Genomic DNA, 19,728 nt, shown 5'->3' with positions numbered 1-19,728 from the left:
CGTGGCAGAGCGGCTGCGCGCGACAATCCACAGAAGCTGTGGATAACTTTGTGAATATGGTGGGCGAAATACCTCCTAACACCCATGAAATGGGCCTTGCGCTCAAACTGCTCATTTTTTCACCACATCAAAAAAGTCTATATTTTTCATAAACTTATGTTTATGCCTACGCTATTACTGAGGTTTTGACAAGAGGCAAGATGAACCTTGACAAGCTGCTTCGCGATTGTGCACAAGTCCCGCGGCGAGGCCTGAAAAATGCCCTGTTGCGGGGCGAAATCCCCCTTGACAAGGCGGCACGCCACGACGGGCGGGGCATGCAGACCGTGCACCAAATCCGCCCCTGTCATCGGCATGCCACAAAAGTGTGAAGCACCAATCAGGCGCGTCCGGTTTGGCAGCCTCGATCACTTCGGGTTACCGTCGCAGATTGATCCGTTCAGGGACCCACGCCCATGCTCAGCCGCCGCATCTGGCTGCGACTGTCCGTCACACTCGCCGTGCTGCTGATGCTGGTCGTCGGCCTTTATCTGGGCAGCCGTTATCTGCTGCAGCGCAGCGGCATCGAAACCTTCGACTGGCATGGCGCTTCGCTGTCGAGCGAAGGTTTGCGGATCGATGGTCTGGCGCTGCACCAACGCAGCACTGCCGGCATCCTGGAACTGCAGGGCAACAGTATCGACCTGGCCTGGCGCGACTTCGGCTTCAGCCTGCCGTTTTGGCAGCACGTCGCTATCGACCGTTTGTCGCTGGAGTGGCGAACGACAGAAGAAGAGCAGCCCGAGCCCGCATCGACCGACCTCGATGTGCAGCGACTGGCCGCGCCGCTTGCCCTGCTGCCGCGCAGCCTGACCATCACCAACCTCACTGCCACCCTGCCCTGCGCCCGCGGCCAGTGCGTCGCCACCGGCAATCTGGCTATGCAGCGCAGCGAGGCTGAGCGCATCGCCCTGCGTTTGAATCTCGACCAGGAGACGCAGGTCGTGGGCGCCGCGCTCGAACTCAAGCCAGGCACCGATACGCTCGACCTGAAGTTGACGCTGGCGGTGGACCATCAACCGCAAGCCACCTTGATCAGTCACCTGGAGCAACGTGGTGAAGGCCTGGCCTGGAACGGCGAGCTTAAGGCTACCGACCTCACCCAGGCCGCCACGCTGCAGCGCCTGTTGAGCGCCTGGGCACTGCCCGAGGGCAAGAAGTGGCCGGCAGCACCGGGTGCAGCCAGCCTGGCGGGCACCTGGCAACTTGACCTGCCGCGCCGCGAAGTGAAAGTAAACAACCTGCTGGCCGCCACTGGCCAGTTCGATCTGCAAAGCAACCTGCCGCAGCTCTGGCCGGTGCCCGGCGTCGGCTTGCTGCAGGGACAACTGGCCGTTGCGGCTCATAACGAAGGCCCCCAGTGGATCGCCAGCCGCGCCGAAGCGGATCTGCAACTCAACGAACCGGACCCCGAGTGGCTGGCGATATTGCCGCCGGAGCTGCGCAGCGAATCCCTGCAGCTGCAGGTCCAGGCGGATACGCCACTGGCCGACTTACGACCGGAACTGGCCGAGCGCAGCCTGCCCTTGAAGGTGACCGCGGCACTGCACGGCGCCACGCGCCTGGACCTGCAGGGCCGCGTCGCCGTCGCCAGTTCGGCGCCCTGGGCGGTGCAGTTCGCCGATGCTCATCTGGTCGCGCGAACTGCCAAGGTCGATCAGGCCGGCTGGCAAGCCGCCGAGCTGAGCAGCGCGCTGAACCTGGCGGGCTACGCCGACGACGGCGCAATCGAACTGAACCTTGGCCAAGGTTCGCAACTGCAGGCTGCCAGCCTGAAAGGCGCCGTGCTGAGCGCGCAGAAACTGCAGGCCGGGGTGGGCGGCAGCACGTTGAAGCTGGCGCTGCAGGACGGCGCCCTGCAAGGCTGGCAATTCAACGGCCCGTTGAACCTGAGCACCACGCGCCTGCAGCAGGCCAACCTCAAGCCCCAGGGCTGGCGATTGCAAGGGCAGTTGGCCGTCGCCGACGGGGCCGGCACCCTGCAGGGCAAACTGAGCAACGACAGCGAGCTGCAACTCGACCTCACTGCCAGCCTCGACGCGAAACACAACCTGCAACTCGAGGCCACCCTGGGCGAGTTGTTCCTGCGCTCCGGCAACCCCCTGGCCAAAACGTTGATGCAATGGCCCGAACTGCTCGACCTCACCAGTGGCCGCCTGATTGCCGATGCCAACCTAACGCTGGCCGCCGGCAGCAGCGCGCCGAGCCTGGACCTGAACCTGACCGGCAAGGGCCTCGGCGGCATCTATGACCGCTCCGAACTAAGCGGCCTGGACGCGCGCGCGCAGTTCAAGCTGGCGCACCAGCGTTTCGAGCTGTACATCCCCGAACTGAAGCTGCAGCAGGCCAACCCCGGCCTGCCCATTGGCCCAGTCGAAGCCCGCGCCCGCTATAGCGCGCCGCTGGCAGATACCGGCAGGGGCCAGTTGGAAGTTAACCTGGCGCGCACCGCGCTGATGGGCGGTGAGGTCACCCTGACGCCAGGCACCTGGAACCTGGGCGCGGCCAATCCAGCGTTTCCCATCCAGATTCGCGGCCTGGAACTCCAGCAGCTGTTCGCCCTCTACCCCGCTGAAGGCCTGGCTGGCAGTGGCACTCTGGACGGCGATCTACCATTACGCCTGGGCGAGAACGGCATCGAGATCGAGCAAGGCCACGTCGCCGCCCGCCAGCCCGGCGGCTACCTGAAGTTCAGCTCCGAGAAGATCAAGGCCCTGGGCCGCAGCAACCCGGCGATGCAGTTGGTGACGCAGTCCCTGGAGGACTTCCGGTTCACCACCCTGAACAGCTCGGTCGACTATGATCAGCACGGCATACTGACCCTGGGCATGCGTCTGGAAGGCCAGAACCCGGCCATCGAGAACGGCCGCCCGATTCACTTCAACATCAACCTGGAGGAAGACATCCCTACCCTGCTCGCCAGCCTGCAGCTGACCGACCGGGTCAACGACATCATCACACGGCGCGTGCAGCAGCGAATGCTGCAGCGCAATACCGCCCCCAAGGAGCCTTGACGAGGAGAAGCGCCATGCGCTTGCGTAGTTGCATCACCGCCCTGCTGCTGGGGCTGCTGACCACAGCCTGTACCCCGACGGTACAACTGGCGATGCCCAACGAGCCGATCAACATCAACCTGAATGTGAAGATCGAGCACGAGATCTATATCAAGGTGGATAAGGCGCTGGACAGCATGTTCAGTGAATCCAGCGGACTGTTCTGAGGAGCCACGCATGAATCTGATCAAACCTTTCGCCGGCCTGTTGCTGCTGCTGAGCCTGAGCCTGCCGGCCCACGCCATCAGCCTCAACGAGGCGATGTCCGCCCTGGGTGACGCCAAGGCCAGCGGCCAGCTCGGCGAAATGCCCAACGGCTACCTCGGCGTGGTCAAATCCGCCGGCCAGGCCGACGAGATCGCCAAGCTGATCAACGCTGCACGCCGTGCCGAATACCAGAAGCTCGCCCAGCAGAACGGCATCCAGCTCAGCGACGTGGAAACCATCGCTGGCCAGAAGGCCATCGACAAGACCCCGGCCGGCCAGTACATCCAGCAGCAAGGACAGTGGCGCCGCAAGTGACGCCGCAGAGCGCTCGCCGCACGGTGCGAGCGCTTTCTCAATTTCCCGCAAAAAATCCCGTAGCCCGCGTCAGCTCTGGCCTGGCGCGGAACTCGGTTAGCGGCGCCCAGTCTCACCTCCAGCTATCGCCACCGATCAGAGGACGACCGAGATGAGCCTTATCGACTGCCCCGAATGCCAACACCGCATCTCCGACAAGGCTTATGCCTGCCCGCAGTGCGGCAACCCGATGCAAGCGCAACCCGGTAATCGCTGGCTTACCGAGAAGAACGTCGGTCAGGTGGCCGGCGCGACCACCGCCTGGCTCACCGCCCCGTGGATCGCCCGCATGGTGTTTGGCGTGGTGGCGATGATCTGCATCACCGTGATCATCGTCGCCAGTTGAGCAGCGCTCAGGGGCGGCGAAGCAGCCGCGCCACGTCCCTGGCGGCCACATCGATGGCCGCTTCGTCGTACGCCGCGAAACCCATCACCAGCCCTGGCACCTGGGGCTGCATGCAATAGCGCTGCAGGGGCATCACGTCGATGCCCGCCTGGGCCAGGCGCGCCTGGGCATCACCCTCCTCCACGCCGTGAAGCCGGCACACCACATCCAGGCCGGCGCGAATCGGCGGTACCTCGATCAACCCCTGCCAATGCCGCTCGGCGGCCTCTGAAAATGCCTCGGCCCGCGTGGCGTAGAGCTTGCGCATGCGCCGCAGGTGGCGATCGAAGTGGCCCTGGTCGATGAAATCCGCCAGTACCGCCTGGGCCAGGCTGTTGGCATGCCGCGCGGTCAACGACACCAGGCGCGTGAAACCGTCGACCAACTGCGGCGGCAGCACCACATAGGCCATGCGCAGGGACGGAAACAGCAGCTTGCTGAAGGTACCGGCGAGAATCACCGACGCATCGGCCCCGGCCATGCTGCGCAGCGCTGGAATGGGCTTGGCGACGAAGCGGTACTCGCTGTCGTAATCGTCCTCGAAGATATAGCTGCCCTGCTCGTCGGCCCAGCGCAGCAACGCCAAACGCCGCGCTGGCGACAGTTCGCCGCCCAGCGGCGCCTGGTGCGAGGGCGTGACGTAGGCCAGCCGCGCATCCGGCGCCAGGCCCAGGGCCGTGTCGACCTGCAGGCCTTCGCGGTCGACCGGCACATCGACCACCGCCACGCCGCTCGCCTTCATCAGTTGCCGGGCGCCGGGGTAGCCGGGGTCTTCCATCCACACCCGTTCACCCGGCGCCACCAGCAAGCGCAAGGTGAGATCCAGCGCCTGCTGCACGCTGCCGAGGATCACGATGCGTTCGGCATCGACCTGCACGCCCCGGGCAATCGCCAGGTACTGGGCGATGGCACTGCGCAGCGCGGGCAGGCCGGCGGGGTCGGCATCGAGCATGTCCAGCAGGCGTGAAGAACGCAGATGGGCGGTGTGCAGCTTGCGCCACAGGTCGATGGGAAACGCCAGCACATCACCCCGATGCGGGAAGAACGGCCGCAAGCCGCGCTGGGCAGCGCCACTCATGAACACCGGTTTTTCCGCCTGCAAGCGCTGCGACCATTCCGTGTCCGGCGCGGCCCGCGGCTGCTCGACGGGCGCCCGGACCGCCCGCCGGGCATTGCCGGCGTTGAGCGTGGCATCCGGCAGCACCGTGCACACCCGCGTGCCATAGCCGCTCCCGGTATCCAGATAACCTTCGGATTGCAGTTGCTGATAGGCCGCCTGCACGGTCCCCCTGGCCATACCGTAGCGCTCGGCCAGGGCGCGGGTGCTGGGCAACTGGCTACCCGATGGCAGGCGACTGCTGAGGATCGCCTCGCGCAGCGCACCATACAGCCAGCGCTGCAGGCTCTCACCGGGCTGCGGTACACCGAGCGGCAACGAAACCACCAGGGGGCCTATTTTTCCGCTCGCCATCATCGCCTCACTTGGATCAATCAGTTGGTACTTTATGGCTCATTACGCTGATCCACTTCAAGCAGCTAATGACTCCATCAGACCGTCAGCCCCAACGAACAGCCCAACAACAGCTGGACCGTAACGAGCCGCTCGGCTCCAGCTCAGAATCGACTGCCACCCCATTGCAGCAATCGACGCATCTTGTTCTAATTTGCGACTAATTCTTATCTGCATTGAGGCGCGCAAACGCCTTCGGGTACGTGCTCTCGATGATGCCTTCCGATACCTCCGCCCTGCACCAGCTGTACGCCAGCCATCGCGGCTGGCTGCAGCAGTTCCTGCGTCGTCGCCTGGGTGACAGCGCCGATGCCGCCGACCTGGTGCAGGACACCTTCGTGCGCCTGCTGCTGCGCCCGCGTCGCTTCGACAGCCACAGTGGCGAACGCTCGTACCTGGCGACCATCGCCCGCGGCCTGAGCATCGATCATTGGCGCCGCAAACAGCTGGAACACGCCTGGTTGAGTGCCCTGGCCAGCCGCCCGGAAGCGCTGCAGCCGTCGCCAGAGCAGGCCGCGCTGATCATCGAAACCCTGCACGAAGTGGACGCCATGCTGCTGCGCCTGCCCGCGCGGGTGCGCCAGGCGTTTCTGCTCGCCCAGCTCGACGGCCTGCCCTATCGCCAGATCGCCACGCAGCTCGGCGTGTCCGAGCGCATGGTCAAGAAATACCTGGCCCAGGCGCTGCTGCACTGCGCCCTGCTCGAAGCCGAACTCGACGGTCTGCTGGTCGAATGATCAACCCGCGCCCCCACACCCTAAGCCACGCCAGCCTGCAGCAGGCCGCCGACTGGTACGTGCGCCTGCACGACGAGCAGGCCGATGGCCAGCTGCGCCAGCAATGGCAGCGGTGGCTGGAGCAACACGGCGAACACCGCGACGCCTGGCACTATGTCGAGCGCGTCAGCCAGCGTTTCGGCCAGTTGCAGCAACAGGACGACGGACAGACGCTGCGCCGTGCTCTGGCCCAGCCTGGCCGCTCCGGCCTGACCCGGCGCGAGGGTTTGAAGAGCCTGTTGATCGTCGGCGCTGGTAGCCTGGTGGCGTGGAGCGCCTGGCGCCACACGGCACTGCCGCGCCTGGTCGCCGGCTGGACCGCCGACTTCGCCACCGACATCGGCGAGGTGCGCGAAACCCGCCTGGCCGACGGCACTCGCCTGTGGCTCAACGCGGGCAGCGCGGTGGACGCCGACTTCGACGACGCCGTGCGCCTGCTGCACCTGCTCGCTGGCGAAGTGCTGGTCGACACTGCCCGCGATACTCGCCCGTTCTTCATCGCCAGCCGGCACGGGCGCATGCAGGCGTTGGGCACGCGCTTCAGCGTGCGCCAGAGCGATACGCAAACCTGGCTGACAGTATTCGACGGCACGGTGGAAATCCGTACCGCAGGCAACCAGCAAACCCTGCGCATCCCCGCCGGCCAGCAAGTCACCTTCGACACTGCGCAGATTGGCGCCGTACAAGCCGCAGCCGGCGCCCGCGAATCATGGACGCGTCATGTGCTGGCTGCCGAAGGCATGCCGCTGGGCCAGTTGCTCGACGAGTTAGGGCAATTTCGCCGCGGCCACCTGGGCTGCAACCCGGCGGTCGCCAACCTGCCGGTGATGGGCTATTTCCCGCTGGACGACAGCGAGCAAAGCCTGCGCCTGCTGCAGGCCGCCCTGCCCATTCGCGTGCAGCGGCTGACCGACTGGTGGGTAACCGTCGAGCCGAGCGGGGCCTGAACGAAATTAATTCATCGGCGCGGTTCCCTTTTGCAGATCTGGCTCGGTAATCCCTGAGAAGCCAACCGATCAGACCACCCCTGGGGCCATCATGCATTTGCCAGCCGCGCACGCTTTCCACTTCTCCCTGCGACCACTCGCCCTGGCGTTGCCCATGGCGCTGTCCCTCACCCCGACGCTGCTGATCGCCCTGCCGGCCACCGCGCAGGAAAGTCAGGCGGTGCGCACCTACAGCATCGCGCCAGGGCCGCTGAACAGCGTGCTCAACCAGTTTTCCGCCCAGGCCGGTATCTACCTCGCCGGCCATAACGACCTGGCCAGCGGCAAGACCAGCCCCGGCCTGAACGGCAACTACTCGGTCACCGCCGGGCTCGCCCTGGTGCTGCAAAACTCCGGGCTGGAGGCAGTCGATCAGGGCGGCGGAGGTTATGTACTGCGCCCGCTGCCGGCCAGCGGCGCGCTGGAGCTGGACAGCACCACGGTATCCGGCATCGCCGACGGCAATGCCGAGCTGCCGGGTGAACCGCTGGCCGGCTACGTGGCCCTGCGCAACAGCAGCGCTACCAAGACCGATACCGCCCTGGTCGATACGCCGCAATCGATCTCGGTGGTCACCCGCGACGAGCTGCGCAATCGCCAGTCAGAGACCCTTTCCCAGGCACTCAGCTACACACCGGGCGTCACCAGCCAGCCGACCAGTTTCAACCGCACGGCGGACCGTTTTCGGATCCGTGGTCTCGATGTAGAGTCCGCCACCGGCGGCTCGCTGCGCGATGGCCTGCGCCTGCAGAACAATTCCTATGACGGCATTCAGGAGCCCTATGGCCTGGAGCGTGTCGAGGTGATTCGCGGCGCGGCCTCGGTGCTCTACGGGCAGCTGTCGCCAGGCGGCATGATCAACGGGGTGAGCAAGCGGCCGACTCGCGAGCCGCTGCACGAACTCAACCTGCAGGTCGGCCAGAACGACCGCAAGCAGCTGTCCGCCGACTTCAGCGGCCCGCTCGGTGACAGCGATACCCTGAGCTACCGCCTGACCCTGCTCACTCGCGACAGCGGCACACCTCAGGATCACATCGACGACGACAGGCTCTATATCGCCCCGGCACTGACCTGGCGCCCGAACGAAGACACCTCCCTGACCCTGTTGTCGTTCTACCAGAAGACCGAAACGGGCTTCTCCGCGCCGCTGCCCTACCAACTGGTCAAGGGCGTGGGCGACGCGGCATACCAGATCGGTCGCCACGACTTCATCGGCGAGCCCGACTACAACGAGATGAACGGCGAGATGTCGACGCTCGGTTACGAGTTCGAGCACCACTTCAACGAGCAGCTGCGCATCAACCACAAGCTGCGTTACTACCAGACCGAAGTGGACTGGAAGTACCTGCAGGTGCGTACCGGCGGTAACGGTCTGACTGCCGCCGTGATCAATCAGGCGGCCACCACGGGCATCCTGCAGCGCCAGTACAGCGACCGCCACGAACGCGCCCGCGGCCTGGCCAGCGACACCAACATCGAGTCGAAATGGCAGCTTGGTGGTGCGGAGCACAGCGTGCTGCTGGGCTTCGATGCCTACGACATGAGCTACGACTCGCACAACTTTCGCGGCGTCGCGCCGTCGCTGGATCTGAGCCGCTACAACTACGGGCAGCCGGTGGTGGTGAACAAGGACCGCAGCCTGGAGCGCGGCTCACAGATCGACACCCTGCAAAAAGGCGTTTATCTGCAGGATCAGATCAACATCGACGATCGTTGGGTCGCCGTACTCGGCGTGCGCCACGACTGGGCCGACCAGGACCAGCAACAGCATCGCAACGGCGTGCGCACCAGCCAGGACAACGAGGCCACCACCTACCGCGCCGGCCTGGTGTACAAGTTCGATAACGGCCTGGCGCCGTACCTGAGCTACAGCGAATCGTTCTTCCCGGTGTCGGTGGCCGTTGCCGGCGGGCAGAGCTTCGTGCCTACCGAAGGCAAGCAATACGAAGCGGGGATTCGCTACCAGCCCGATGGCCGCAACCTGCTGCTCAGTGCCGCGGTTTTCGAGCTGACCCAGCAGAACGTGTTCAAGCAGGACCCTGCCACCAGCATCGCCACGCAGACGGGCGAAGTGCGTTCGCGCGGCTTCGAGGCGGAAGCCAAGGCGGACGTGACAGAGGACCTCAGCCTGATCGCCTCCTACGCCTATATCGATGCGCGCATCACCGAGAGCGACATCGCCGGCGAAGTCGGCCAACGCAGCGAGGACACGCCCTATCACCAGGCGGCGCTGTGGCTGGACTACAACTTCATGCGCCTCAACCTGCCGCAGCTCACCGTCGGCGCCGGCGCCCGCTACAAGGGCACCACCCAGGCCTCCGAAATGGACTCGGCGATGCCTGCCTACACCCTGTTCGATGCCATGGTCAGCTACCAGCTCGACGCGAACTGGGACATCAGCCTCAACGCCAACAACCTCACCAACAAGCGATACACCTACTGCGAATTCGCCACCTGCACCTATGGCGACGAGCGCCAACTGGTGACCGCGGTGAACTTCCGCTGGTAGCGAACGCTCAGGTCGGCCGTCCCATAGGCGGCTGGCCTGGTAACCGGCAGAGCAGGCGCTGGAGGTCGATACCATGGCGAAATCCGACCTGAGCGACATGGTCGGTCAAAGCGCTGCCTGACGATTTCCTTCAATACGGCCTAGGTACGGAGCGACAGACTGGCGGACCTTTCTTCCCAGATGAGCGATGCCCGCCATGCAGCAGTTCCTGATCATTGCCGCCGCCCACTTCCTGGCGCTGATTTCCCCCGGTCCGGACTTCTTTCTGGTCGCCCGCACGTCCCTGGCAGCGGGCTGGCGGGTCGCCAGTGGCGCCTGCCTGGGCATCGCCGTGGCCAACGGAGCGTTCATCGTCGCCGCCTTTACCGGCATGTCGGTGCTGCAGCCTGGCAGCGCGCCGTTCATCACCCTGCAGCTGGTCGGCTGCCTGTACCTGCTGTACCTGGGCGTACTGTTCATTCGCCATGCCGGCAGCATGCTGCAGGCACCGGGCGAGGCGGCGCCCGCCAGCCGCGCCTCCTGGCTGCAAGCGGCTGGCATGGGTTTTCTGTCCGGCATTCTCAACCCCAAGAACGCGCTGTTCTACGTCAGCCTGGCGAGCATGCTGGGCGCCCAGAGCAGTGCCGGCTGGAAGGCGTTCTATGGCGTGTGGATGTTCGCCGTGGTGCTCGGCTGGGATCTGCTGGTGGCCCTGGCCATCGGCAATGGCCGGCTGCTGCGCAACTTCCAGCGCGCCCTGCCGCTGCTCGAACGGCTTTCCGGCCTGGTACTGATCGCCCTGGCCGTGGGCATGCTGGTGATGCTGCTGAAGGGTTGAATGCCTGCAGCGCCAGGAAGCGCTGCAGGCTTTGCCGCCTGGTCAGACCCGAAAGCGCTGCACCTGGCTCTGCAGCGCGCCGCCGAGCTTGGCCAGTTCCTGGCTCGCCTCGCTGGTCTGCTCGCTGGCGGTGTAGGCCTGCTCGGTGATGCTGCGCACGTTCAACACGCTGCGGTTGATCTCCTCGGCCACCGCGCCCTGCTGCTCGGCCGCGGCGGCAATCTGCTGGGTCATGCTCTGCACGGCGGAAATGTTCGAGGTGATGCTCGACAGCGCCTGCCCGGCATTGCGGGCCAGTTCGACGCTGTCGGTGGTCAGGCTGAGGCTGGCGTCCATGCGCTGCACGGCGTTGCGGGTGCCCTGCTGCAACGCGCCGATCAGCCCTTCGATCTCCTGGGTGGACTGCTGGGTGCGCTGCGCCAGGCCACGCACCTCGTCGGCCACCACGGCGAACCCACGGCCAGCCTCGCCGGCCCGTGCTGCCTCAATGGCGGCGTTGAGCGCCAGCAGGTTGGTCTGCTCGGCGACCGACTTGATCACGTCCAGCATGCTGCCGATACGGTCACTCTCGGCGGCCAGGCTACCGATGGCATCGCTGGTCAGCTGCACCTCGCCGGTAAGGTTCTCGATCTGCTCGATGGCCTTGAGCACGATACGCGCCCCCTCGTTGGCATCACGTGCCGCATGATCCACCGCACTGGCGGTGTCCACCGCGTTACGGGCCACGTCGTGCACAGTAGTGGTCATTTCGTGCATGGCGGTGGCGACCTGCTCGGTTTCCAGCTTCTGTTCGCTGGCACCGGCACGGGTCTGCTGGGTGATGGCCGAGAGTTCTTCGGTGGCGCTGGCTATCTGCGTCGCGCCATCGCCGATGTGGCCGATCAGTTGCCGCAGGTTGCTGGCCATCTCATCCAGGCCCTGTTCGAGTTGACCGATTTCATCGCCGCGTCGGCTGGTGGCCTGGTAGGTCAGGTCGCCGGCCGCGATACGCCGCACATTCTGCAGGGCGGCGCGCAGCGGCGGTGCAATCTGCCGGGTAATCAGCACCGCGCCGATCACGCCCAGCGTAAGGGCGAGCAGCAGACACAGGCCCATGGTCCAGGCAGCCTTGTCGGTGTCTTCGGCGCGCAGCTGCATCTGGTTGGCGTACAGCTCTTGGCTGATGTGCAGCATGTTGTCGCCCTGCTTCTGCACCTCGGCACTGCTGGTGTTGATCTGCTGCAGCGCGCTCTGGTGGGTCTGCAGCGAGTCTCGGTAGCCCTGCACCACCTGGCCGAGCTCGGCAAGCGCAGCACCATCGGCGCTGCCCAGCGCCTGGCGCAGCACGCCGAGGCTGGCCAGCGTCTTGTCGACCGCCCCGGCAGCGGCGGCGAAACTCTTGGGGTTGTTGCTGTAGGTGTAAGCACGGGTTTCGAAGCGGGCGAACAGGAACTGCATCTGCACGTCCTTCACCGCGCGATAGACCTTGTATTGGGTTTCCACGTCGGCGCTTTCGGTGACGTACTTGTCCAGCCCGTCGAGCAGCTGCAGCGCCTTGTCGCCGGTGGTACGGCGTACCAGGCGCGAGGCGTCGATCTGCTGGTAAGCAGCCTTAAGGCCGTCGACGCCCATGCGGTAGGCCTGCAGGCTCTGGGTCATGTCGTCGAGGTGCTTGAGGTTGAATGGCGTAGTGAAGAACGCCTTGAGGCCTGCGAGGGTCTGGGCGGTGGTATCGATCTTGGCGTCCAGTACCTTGGCGTTGTCGACGTCGCCCTGGCTCTGCAGATAGTCGCCGCGGGCCAGGCGCATGTCGCCCATGTCATCCATCAGCTTGTTGACCGCGCCCATGCGGTCCATCCGGTAGGACAACCCGGAGATGGAGCTCCAGCCGGACCAGAAGATCAGCAGGCTCATCAATAACAACAAGCCGAAGCCGATCATCAGCTTTTTGGCGACACTCACGCTGGCGAGCCAGTGGTACATGGCAGAACTCCTTCCCCTAGTTTTTATAAGTCACCGCAACGAGGCGAACTGCATCCTATGGGTGGATGCTTGCGCCAGGCGCGTAGTCCCGCCCAGGCTTGCCTGCTCGCTCGACTCCACACGGCCGAGCGCTACACCTAAGGGCAGCCAGCAACGCTACATCGTGTCGAGGGCATAGCCGGATATCGGGCGTACGGCAAAAGCTGGAGAGCCAGCGGCCAGCATCAGCTCGATCAGCTGACCGGTGGAGGTAGCATCAACGCAGCAATAAGACGGGAACGTAGCGAGAGTGGCAGACGCCAATAATTCAATCCAATGCAAATATAGGATTTTTTATTCAACAAAATGCATTAATCAAGACGTGGTAGATCCTGCCTGCAGAAACGCTGGGTGCTAGTCATTTGCACTGCCAGCTCGCGGTATCCTTACCGATCCTGAGCGCCGAGTGCGCGCCTGACGGCCTGACGTTGCGGCTGGCGCATCAAATGACGGATTGCCCGATAACAAGCGAGACTGCCCAGGCCGGCGAAGCCGATCACCAGGCACATGGGCCGCGCCGTGCCGTCTGCCAATACGCTGACCAGCCAACTGAACAAAGCCCCGCAAGCGAACTGCAAGGAGATGCCCAAGCCCACCGCGGCGCCGGCATTACCGGGGAACAGCCCCATCAGGCTGGCGATGCAGTTGGCGCCGATCAGGCCACTGATGCCCATGAACAGCAGCACGCCGCCAGTGATCGAGAACGGCTGCCCCCAACCGGTCAGGCCGATGACGATCAGCAGCGCGCCCGCACAAGCCGCCACTACGCTGCCGACACCGAGCATCTGCAGCGGCCCCAGGCGCCGCACCAGCCGCGCGTTGATGATGGTGGCCACAATGATGCCAACGATGTTCAGCCCGAACAGCAGGCTGAACGCCCGTGGCGAGAAACCGAAGTGGTGGATGAACAGGAACGGCGACGCGGTGATGAAGGCGAACATGCCGCCCACCGATAGGCCCATGGCGAGGATGTAGCACAGCGCCAATGGATCACGCATTACGGTGACGTAGTGGCGAAAGGAGCCCAGCACCGACTGCGTGCGCGAGCTGACAGGCAAGCTCTCCTGCAGGGAAGTGGCTACCGCGAACAGACAACCGGCGCCGAGCAGAAACAGCATCACGAAGATGATCCGCCAACCGCCAAGCAGCACCAGGTATGTGCCCATGATGGGCGCCAGCAGCGTGGCGACCATGGCGATCACATGCATCAGCGACAGCACCCGCGCTGCCTCGCTCAAGGGGTAGAGGTCACGCACCACGGTGCGCGCCAGGACCAGAGCGCCGGCGCCGCCGACCGCCTGCAGAAAACGCAGCAGGATCAGTTGCTCGACGCTCGTCACCCAGATGCAGCCGGCCGAGGCGAGGATGTACAGCAGCAGGCTGCCGAGCATCAGGCGGCGGCGCCCGTAGCGGTCCGACAACGGCCCATAGAGCAACATGCCCGAGCAGAGTCCGGCCAGAAACACACCGATGGTCAGCTGCACCTGGGCATCGCGAGTGCCCAGCTCGCGCGCGATGTCCGGCAGGCTCGGCAGGTAAGTGTCGATGGACAGCGGCGAAAAAGCGGCGAGCGTGGCCAGCAGCCACACGAGCCAGCGTGGCTGGGTTTGCGATGTCATTCAGGCGCTCTCAGGTTGGCGAAGGGACGAATCAGCCGGTAGCGCGGCGGGTTTCAGACGGGTACTCGCCGAACAGGCCGCGGTAGTTCCGCGAGAAATGGCTCAGGTGATAGAAGCCCATCTGCGCCGCCGCTTCGCCCACACCGCAGGCCTCGGTCGAGGTGCTGGCCAGGCGCCGGCGTACTGCGTTGAGGCGCAGGTTACGCAGGTACTCCACCGGCGGAATGCCAGCCACCACATGGAAGCTGTTCTGCAAGGTGCGGCGGCTGACGCGCAGGCGCTCGCACAGATCCAGCACGCTCAGCGGCTCGTCGGCACAATCGCGGGCCAGCTCCTGGCTTTTCTTCACCAGGTACGAGCTGACCGCCAGGTTACCGTGACGGCCGCGGCTTTCGCTCTGGGCACTGCCGAACAGGTCCAGCAGGGCATCGATCAGGCCGTCCTCGAGCAGCCGCTCGGCCGCCTCACTGACCTCGTCCGCCTTGTGCAGCAGGTGTTGGAACACCGGATAGACATGCTGCTGAAAGCGTTTAAGCGCCGCATCCGGTACGGCGATCTGCGACGCACTCTTGAGCAAATCGAGCTGCTGCTGCGGCAACTCCAGCGCCGCCAGCTTGGCGAAACGTACGGTATCCACTGTCACCGCGAGCAAATGCGTGCCTTCCGGGGCGTGCAGCAGGAACTCCTCACCATCACGTAGTAGCACCACACTATGGGCGCCCACTTCGTGCTTCTGCACCACCGGTGCGCAGGCCGAGTTGAGCACCAGGGCCAGACACAGGCGCCCTTTTGGCGCGTGGCCGTGCTGCACCACACGTTTGTCGAGCACTTCCTGAAAGATCTGGAAGCGCTCGGAAGACACCTGCTGCAACTGCGTGCTCAGGCTGCCACGGCCGAGTTGGTCATACACCTGGCGCCAGCCGAGAATCGAGCCGGCGTGTTGTTGTGGGTCATTGAAGGAACGGACTTCTGCGAACATGATCACTGCACTCCACGGCTTGTGTGTAACGCTTAGCCACACATGGCTCTGGCGGCGAAAGGCGCTGTAGCGAAACGCGCATTTTCCCCTCCCGGCCACTTTTATTGTTTTGCGCATCCGCGCGTTAAACGGCGATATGCCACTACAGGCTCTCCGGCCTTTGTCCTGCTTTGAATTCCAGAGCCAATTCCATGCCAAGCATGCTCAGCCGGTAGGTGCCCGGCTCGATTCCGATAGGCGGTAATAGCGCCCCCGACAGGATGACCTGCCCGGCAGCCAGCCGATGCCCATCAGCCAACAGCCGGCGGATAAGCCAGCAGGCATTGGCGAGCGGCGACTCCTCGCCCAGGCTGCTGCCCCCTCCACCCAGCGCGTGGCCTTCATGGACAAGGCGGTATTCGACCTGAGCATGACGACGTACATCGAAAGGCTGCCGGGCGGACAGGCAATAGGCCGCAGCGGCCGAGTTGTCGGCCACGAAGGCGCCAGCTTCGAAACTCCATGCCTGCCAGCGGCAGTCGGCGATCTCGAAGGCGGCGGCCACTTCACCGATGGCAGCGAGCAATTCTTCATCGCTGTAAAAGCCAGGGTTCAGATCCTGGCCGAGCACCAGGGCCAGCTCGATTTCCAGCTTGGGCTGGATCAGCAGGGTAAGCTCCACCGCCTGGCCTTCGGCAATCGCCATGGCATCGGTCAGCGCCCCGTACACCGGCTCGCTGAGGCCAAAACGGCGCTGCGCCGCGGCGCCGGCAAACGCCACTTTCCAGCCGTTCAGGCGCTCATGCCGCGCCTCGCGCACCAGCACGCCCAGACGCTGCAGCTCGTAACCGGCGGCCAGGCTCAGACCGTCGCCCTGCTCACGAGGCAGAGCCACCCGCTCGCGAGTCGCCTGTAGCAGGCGCTGGGCCAGATTGGCCTGACTCATGACAGTTGCCCCTGCAGCTTGGCCAGCACGCTTTCCAGCCGCTCCGGCGTAGTGATGGCAGCGACGAAGCGATCCGGACGCACCACCACCACGCAGTCGCGCACCTTGGAAAACCAGTTGCCCAGCTTGTTGTCGACGTCTTCCACGCTGATTACCCCGTCGGCGCTCAGCGGCTGGTTGCGGCTGCCGCTGCGCGAGCGATTGACCTGGATGAACTGGGTGTTCCAGCGCGCCCAATAAGCCTTGGTCGTCTCGCTGAGTTCGGCGGTCGGGTTGACCCGATAACCGAGCACCGCATAGGAGTCGCCGAGCACCTCGTCGAGGCGGCGGCGATTGCGCTCACCGTCTTCGATGTAGGGCTGCACGAACAGCTGGCCGACCAGATCGCCTTCGCGCAGCTCTTCACGCTCGTGGTGCACCAGGCCCTTGATGATGGTGGCCTTCGGCTTGAACTTGAACTCCAGCAGGTGCGAGCGCAGGTTGTCGACGGTGTTCACCGCCTGGAACAGCCAGTCACGCACGCCGGCCATCAGCGGATTGGTCAGGCCCAGCACGGCGCCCATGTTGTCGGCCAGGCTGATCAGGTCGGTGGCGTGACCACGGCGCTCGACGTCGTAACTGGCGATGATCCTCGGCGAGGCGCGGCCCTTGAGCACGGCAACCAGCTTCCAGGCCAGGTTGGCGACGTCACGCAGGCCGGAGTTCAGGCCCTGACCGGCCCACGGCGGCGAGATATGTGCGGCGTCGCCGACCAGGGCCACACGGCCCTCGACGAAGCGCGCGGCGACCCGCGAATTGTGGGTGTAGGCACGGATGCGCACGATCTCCAGCTCGTCCACCGCATCGCCGATATGGCCGCGAATGAGCTGGCGAATGGTGGATTCCTCGCACATCTTCGCCTCGTCCTCACCCTCCTTGAGCATGAACTCCCAGCGGCGCTGGCGGTAAGGCAGGTAGATGCACACGAACGGCCGCTCGGGGTCGGCATGCAGTGCGGTGTACGGCGCATCCAGCGAATCGTTGGTGACGTCGACCACCACCCACTTGCGCGGATGGGTCATGCCCAGCAATTCAATGCCGAGCTTCTTGCGTACGCAGGAGCGGCCACCGTCGGCGCCAACCACGTATTGCGCATGCAGCTCATAGGATTCGCCGTCGGCGCCCTTGACCTGCAGGGTCACGCCCTCCTCGTTCTGGCTAAGGTCGAGCATCTCGTGGCCCAGGCGCAGCTCGACGCTCTCCCGGCCTGGCAACGCATCGCGCAGCGTGCCTTCGAGCAGCTGCTGCATGAAGATGTTGCGCATCGGCCAGCCGTACTCGGCGACCGTCGGTTTGACTTCGGCAAAGCACACGCCGCGGGCGTTGTAGTAGCGCAGCGGCACGTCACAAATCATGTCGCGAATGGCGGTGTCAGCGATGCCGATGCCCTGCAGCACGCGCAACGCCTCATCGTCCATGCCCACCGCACGCGGATAGGGCAGCACACCCTCTGCCAGCTCCAGCACCACGCATTCGATGCCGTGCAGGCCCATGTAGTGGGCCATGGCGATGCCATTCGGGCCTCCGCCGACGATGACTACCTGAGTCGTCTCGCGTTTCATGCTTTCACCTGCTTCTTGTAGGTTTTGGTGTAGTTCGGGCTAGCTTCGTTGTGCCCGGAGGAAGTCGCCGACGACCTCGTTGAACACGGCACTCTGGTCGTCGTGCACGTAGTGGCTGGCGTCGGCGATCACGGTTGTCTGGATGTTGCTATTGGCGCTTTCCAGCGCGCTCAGGGTTTGCAGCGGCAGGAAATCCGAGCGCCCACCACGGATGAACAGCGTCGGGCAGTCCAGTGCATGCACCGCAGGCCACAGGTCGGTCGGGGTGATGCTCAGGCGCGCCTCGGCGATGCCCTGTTGATCATGGCGCCAGGTGATGCCCTGCTCGGTTTCCTTCATCGAATGAGCCAGCCGCGATGCCAGCCCTTCGCTGGACAGACCAGGACGCGAGCGCTGCCAGAAGGCCCGTGCTTGCTCCCAGTCGGTGAAATACAGCGGGGTTTCGCGCATCTCGCGGCGGATCCGCTCGGCGCCGTCACCCGCGCTCGACGAGCCCGGGCCGATGTCTTCGATCACCAGGGCCGACAGCCGGCCCGGATGCTGGCGGGCGTATTCCAGGGCATTGGCGCCGCCCAGGGAATGGCCCACCAGCATGAAGCGATCCAGGTGCAGGTACTCGACCAGATCTTCGAGGTCGCGCACGTAGTGCTCGGTGCAATAGGTGTGGCTGTCGGCCCAGTCACTCAGTCCGCGCCCGCGCTGGTCGAGTGCGTAGCAGCAGAACGCGTCGCCCAGGGACTCGGCCAGCGACTGCCAGGTCTGCGCATAGGCGCGCAGGCCGTGCAGCAGGATCACCGGCGTGGCGTCCAGGTTGCCCCACTGCAGAAAGTGCAGCGGCAGCTTCGAGCGGTTGTGGAAGAAGTGACTGTTGGACATGGTGAATCTCCCAATCAGGTCAGCCCGTTGTCGCCCTTGATGGCGTCGGCGGTCAGACCGCCCAGACGTGCATGCAGGCGGCCGCGGGTGGCGAAGGCCCAGATGATGATCACTTCATCCGGCGCCGGGCCGTCACCAAAGGAGGCAGACACGGTGTCGTAGTGCGAACGCACGTAGAGGGCGTCCTTGTGGGCCAGCGGAATATCGATGGTCACGCCCGGCGCGCCGCGCTTGCCGGTAGAAGGCACCCAGGATTTGCCGCCACCCAGGGCAACGCGAATCGGATCGGCGGCCGGGTTGGTCAAAAAGGCGTTGCCGTGCTCGTACTCGCTGGCACTGCCGACCAGGCAGGCCTTGCCGTAGCTGATCACGCTGCGACCGGCGGCCAGCTCGTTGATACGACGGCCGAACTCCTTGCCGAGCAGCGGCGAATCGTTGATCAGCTCATCGAGGTTCTCGCTGAAGCGCCCGGCATAGGGATTGTGGATGGCGGCAGCGATCACGTACTTGAATACCGGCTCGCCGTCGGCCAACTGGCCGGTCTCATTGGCGTGGGTTTCCTCGGTGAAGCTGTACCACTTGCGGATGTGGTAGCTGGCGAAGTTCTTGGCTTTCATGAAGGTGTTCCTTGCTCAGAGGGGGTCGACGGTGAAGTTGCGGCTCGGCGCGCCGGCCGCCTTAAAACGCGCCTTGGCCAACGCGTCGTCGTGTTCGGTTTCGAAGAAGAATTCCAGGCGGTTGCCGTCCGGATCATGGAAGTACAGGCCGTTGCCGATCTCGTGATCGGTGATCTTGACGATCTCCACACCCTTGCTCAGCAACATGCCGTACAGCTCGCGCAGCGTGGTCATGTCGCCGGCCACTTCCAGGCCGTAGTGCTGCAGGCCCAGCCCGCCCTGGTGGGCGCCGGGCTCGGCCTTGATCAGCGCGATGTCGTGGTGCTTGCTGCCGAAGGCCATCATCACCCAGGCTTCGCCCCGGGCACTTTCGTGCATGCCCAGCACATCGGCGTACCACAGCGCCGAGGCGTCCGGGTCGGTGACGAACAGCGAGATATGGGTGCGGAGAATGTCGATTTTCATCGCGGGGCC

17 protein-coding genes and 1 pseudogene are annotated in these 19,728 nt (G+C 64.8%); 8 read left to right on the top strand and 10 right to left on the bottom strand.

Going from position 1 to position 19,728, the window contains the following annotated elements; all coding sequences use genetic code 11:
* Window positions 1–455: 455 nt before the first annotated feature.
* From PVA39_RS19745 to PVA39_RS19730, 4 genes are all read left to right on the top strand, one after another.
* Complete coding sequence (locus PVA39_RS19745) at window positions 456–3,053, top strand: YdbH domain-containing protein (RefSeq protein WP_274125484.1); 2,598 nt, start codon at window positions 456–458, stop codon at window positions 3,051–3,053.
* Window positions 3,054–3,067: 14 nt separating this feature from the next.
* On the top strand, window positions 3,068–3,259 hold the full coding sequence (locus tag PVA39_RS19740) for a YnbE family lipoprotein (RefSeq protein WP_013792254.1): 192 nt from the start codon (window positions 3,068–3,070) through the stop codon (window positions 3,257–3,259).
* A 10-nt stretch (window positions 3,260–3,269) separates the two neighbouring features.
* Window positions 3,270–3,614 (top strand): YdbL family protein, encoded by a 345-nt coding sequence (locus PVA39_RS19735; RefSeq protein WP_274125483.1) that lies wholly within the window; start codon window positions 3,270–3,272, stop codon window positions 3,612–3,614.
* 151 nt (window positions 3,615–3,765) lie between these two features.
* A complete protein-coding gene (locus PVA39_RS19730; RefSeq protein WP_013792256.1) occupies window positions 3,766–3,999 on the top strand; it encodes a zinc ribbon domain-containing protein in 234 nt (77 codons plus the stop codon).
* Window positions 4,000–4,006: 7 nt separating this feature from the next.
* Here the strand turns inward: PVA39_RS19730 and pdxR are convergent, their stop codons facing one another.
* Window positions 4,007–5,509 (bottom strand): MocR-like pyridoxine biosynthesis transcription factor PdxR, encoded by a 1,503-nt coding sequence (gene pdxR / locus PVA39_RS19725; protein WP_274125482.1) that lies wholly within the window; start codon window positions 5,507–5,509, stop codon window positions 4,007–4,009.
* A gap of 251 nt (window positions 5,510–5,760) precedes the next feature.
* Here pdxR and PVA39_RS19720 point away from each other — a divergent pair, with 251 nt between their 5' ends.
* The 4 genes from PVA39_RS19720 to PVA39_RS19705 all read left to right on the top strand — a co-directional run bounded on the left by PVA39_RS19720 (window position 5,761) and on the right by PVA39_RS19705 (window position 10,636).
* On the top strand, window positions 5,761–6,285 hold the full coding sequence (locus PVA39_RS19720) for a sigma-70 family RNA polymerase sigma factor (RefSeq protein ID WP_274125481.1): 525 nt from the start codon (window positions 5,761–5,763) through the stop codon (window positions 6,283–6,285).
* The gene (locus tag PVA39_RS19715; RefSeq protein ID WP_274125480.1) at window positions 6,282–7,271 is read left to right on the top strand and encodes a FecR domain-containing protein; all 990 of its coding nucleotides are present in this window, start codon (window positions 6,282–6,284) and stop codon (window positions 7,269–7,271) included. The genes PVA39_RS19720 and PVA39_RS19715 overlap by 4 nt, the downstream gene beginning before the upstream one ends.
* Before the next feature lie 91 nt (window positions 7,272–7,362).
* Window positions 7,363–9,819, top strand: coding sequence for a TonB-dependent siderophore receptor (locus PVA39_RS19710; protein ID WP_443200985.1), 2,457 nt, complete (start codon window positions 7,363–7,365; stop codon window positions 9,817–9,819).
* 196 nt (window positions 9,820–10,015) lie between these two features.
* A complete protein-coding gene (locus tag PVA39_RS19705) occupies window positions 10,016–10,636 on the top strand; it encodes a LysE family translocator (protein WP_274125479.1) in 621 nt (206 codons plus the stop codon).
* A gap of 42 nt (window positions 10,637–10,678) precedes the next feature.
* Here the strand turns inward: PVA39_RS19705 and PVA39_RS23575 are convergent, their stop codons facing one another.
* The 9 genes and pseudogenes from PVA39_RS23575 to PVA39_RS19665 all read right to left on the bottom strand — a co-directional run bounded on the left by PVA39_RS23575 (window position 10,679) and on the right by PVA39_RS19665 (window position 19,719).
* Window positions 10,679–11,392: a methyl-accepting chemotaxis protein gene (locus PVA39_RS23575; RefSeq protein WP_443200991.1), complete on the bottom strand. Its 714-nt coding sequence runs from the start codon at window positions 11,390–11,392 to the stop codon at window positions 10,679–10,681.
* A gap of 141 nt (window positions 11,393–11,533) precedes the next feature.
* Window positions 11,534–12,529 (bottom strand): annotated as a pseudogene (locus tag PVA39_RS23570) (methyl-accepting chemotaxis protein); the annotation flags it as partial.
* Between the two features lie 494 nt (window positions 12,530–13,023).
* The gene (locus tag PVA39_RS19695; RefSeq protein WP_274125477.1) at window positions 13,024–14,256 is read right to left on the bottom strand and encodes a multidrug effflux MFS transporter; all 1,233 of its coding nucleotides are present in this window, start codon (window positions 14,254–14,256) and stop codon (window positions 13,024–13,026) included.
* Window positions 14,257–14,287: 31 nt separating this feature from the next.
* The gene (locus PVA39_RS19690; protein WP_093502245.1) at window positions 14,288–15,235 is read right to left on the bottom strand and encodes a helix-turn-helix domain-containing protein; all 948 of its coding nucleotides are present in this window, start codon (window positions 15,233–15,235) and stop codon (window positions 14,288–14,290) included.
* A 142-nt stretch (window positions 15,236–15,377) separates the two neighbouring features.
* Entirely contained in the window at window positions 15,378–16,160 is a 783-nt protein-coding gene (locus PVA39_RS19685) for a 2-keto-4-pentenoate hydratase (protein ID WP_274125476.1), read from the bottom strand.
* Complete coding sequence (locus PVA39_RS19680) at window positions 16,157–17,761, bottom strand: bifunctional 3-(3-hydroxy-phenyl)propionate/3-hydroxycinnamic acid hydroxylase (RefSeq protein WP_274125475.1); 1,605 nt, start codon at window positions 17,759–17,761, stop codon at window positions 16,157–16,159. The genes PVA39_RS19685 and PVA39_RS19680 overlap by 4 nt, the downstream gene beginning before the upstream one ends.
* Window positions 17,762–17,800: 39 nt before the next feature.
* On the bottom strand, window positions 17,801–18,637 hold the full coding sequence (locus PVA39_RS19675) for an alpha/beta fold hydrolase (protein ID WP_274125474.1): 837 nt from the start codon (window positions 18,635–18,637) through the stop codon (window positions 17,801–17,803).
* A 14-nt stretch (window positions 18,638–18,651) separates the two neighbouring features.
* Window positions 18,652–19,254 carry an amino acid synthesis family protein gene (locus PVA39_RS19670; RefSeq protein ID WP_075931145.1) on the bottom strand — a complete coding sequence of 201 codons (603 nt, stop codon included), beginning with the start codon at window positions 19,252–19,254 and terminating at the stop codon, window positions 18,652–18,654.
* A gap of 15 nt (window positions 19,255–19,269) precedes the next feature.
* Complete coding sequence (locus PVA39_RS19665; protein ID WP_027906094.1) at window positions 19,270–19,719, bottom strand: VOC family protein; 450 nt, start codon at window positions 19,717–19,719, stop codon at window positions 19,270–19,272.
* Window positions 19,720–19,728: the final 9 nt, after the last annotated feature.

This window comes from Pseudomonas sp. CNPSo 3701 (assembly GCF_028674975.1).
Classification (GTDB): Bacteria; Pseudomonadota; Gammaproteobacteria; order Pseudomonadales; family Pseudomonadaceae; genus Aquipseudomonas; species Aquipseudomonas straminea.
The sequence above is the reverse complement of the archived record's forward strand: the minus strand, read 5'-3'. Positions and strand labels throughout refer to the sequence as shown.

What these genes read in the sequence shown, in the direction of transcription:
- PVA39_RS19745 (WP_274125484.1), top strand. Translation starts at nt 456, where the DNA reads ATGCTCAGCCGCCGCATCTGGCTGCGACTGTCCGTCACACTCGCCGTG.
- PVA39_RS19740 (WP_013792254.1), top strand. Translation starts at nt 3,068, where the DNA reads ATGCGCTTGCGTAGTTGCATCACCGCCCTGCTGCTGGGGCTGCTGACC.
- PVA39_RS19735 (WP_274125483.1), top strand. Translation starts at nt 3,270, where the DNA reads ATGAATCTGATCAAACCTTTCGCCGGCCTGTTGCTGCTGCTGAGCCTG.
- PVA39_RS19730 (WP_013792256.1), top strand. Translation starts at nt 3,766, where the DNA reads ATGAGCCTTATCGACTGCCCCGAATGCCAACACCGCATCTCCGACAAG.
- pdxR (WP_274125482.1), bottom strand. Translation starts at nt 5,509, where the DNA reads ATGGCGAGCGGAAAAATAGGCCCCCTGGTGGTTTCGTTGCCGCTCGGT.
- PVA39_RS19720 (WP_274125481.1), top strand. Translation starts at nt 5,761, where the DNA reads ATGATGCCTTCCGATACCTCCGCCCTGCACCAGCTGTACGCCAGCCAT.
- PVA39_RS19715 (WP_274125480.1), top strand. Translation starts at nt 6,282, where the DNA reads ATGATCAACCCGCGCCCCCACACCCTAAGCCACGCCAGCCTGCAGCAG.
- PVA39_RS19710 (WP_443200985.1), top strand. Translation starts at nt 7,363, where the DNA reads ATGCATTTGCCAGCCGCGCACGCTTTCCACTTCTCCCTGCGACCACTC.
- PVA39_RS19705 (WP_274125479.1), top strand. Translation starts at nt 10,016, where the DNA reads ATGCAGCAGTTCCTGATCATTGCCGCCGCCCACTTCCTGGCGCTGATT.
- PVA39_RS23575 (WP_443200991.1), bottom strand. Translation starts at nt 11,392, where the DNA reads ATGCACGAAATGACCACTACTGTGCACGACGTGGCCCGTAACGCGGTG.
- PVA39_RS19695 (WP_274125477.1), bottom strand. Translation starts at nt 14,256, where the DNA reads ATGACATCGCAAACCCAGCCACGCTGGCTCGTGTGGCTGCTGGCCACG.
- PVA39_RS19690 (WP_093502245.1), bottom strand. Translation starts at nt 15,235, where the DNA reads ATGTTCGCAGAAGTCCGTTCCTTCAATGACCCACAACAACACGCCGGC.
- PVA39_RS19685 (WP_274125476.1), bottom strand. Translation starts at nt 16,160, where the DNA reads ATGAGTCAGGCCAATCTGGCCCAGCGCCTGCTACAGGCGACTCGCGAG.
- PVA39_RS19680 (WP_274125475.1), bottom strand. Translation starts at nt 17,761, where the DNA reads ATGAAACGCGAGACGACTCAGGTAGTCATCGTCGGCGGAGGCCCGAAT.
- PVA39_RS19675 (WP_274125474.1), bottom strand. Translation starts at nt 18,637, where the DNA reads ATGTCCAACAGTCACTTCTTCCACAACCGCTCGAAGCTGCCGCTGCAC.
- PVA39_RS19670 (WP_075931145.1), bottom strand. Translation starts at nt 19,254, where the DNA reads ATGAAAGCCAAGAACTTCGCCAGCTACCACATCCGCAAGTGGTACAGC.
- PVA39_RS19665 (WP_027906094.1), bottom strand. Translation starts at nt 19,719, where the DNA reads ATGAAAATCGACATTCTCCGCACCCATATCTCGCTGTTCGTCACCGAC.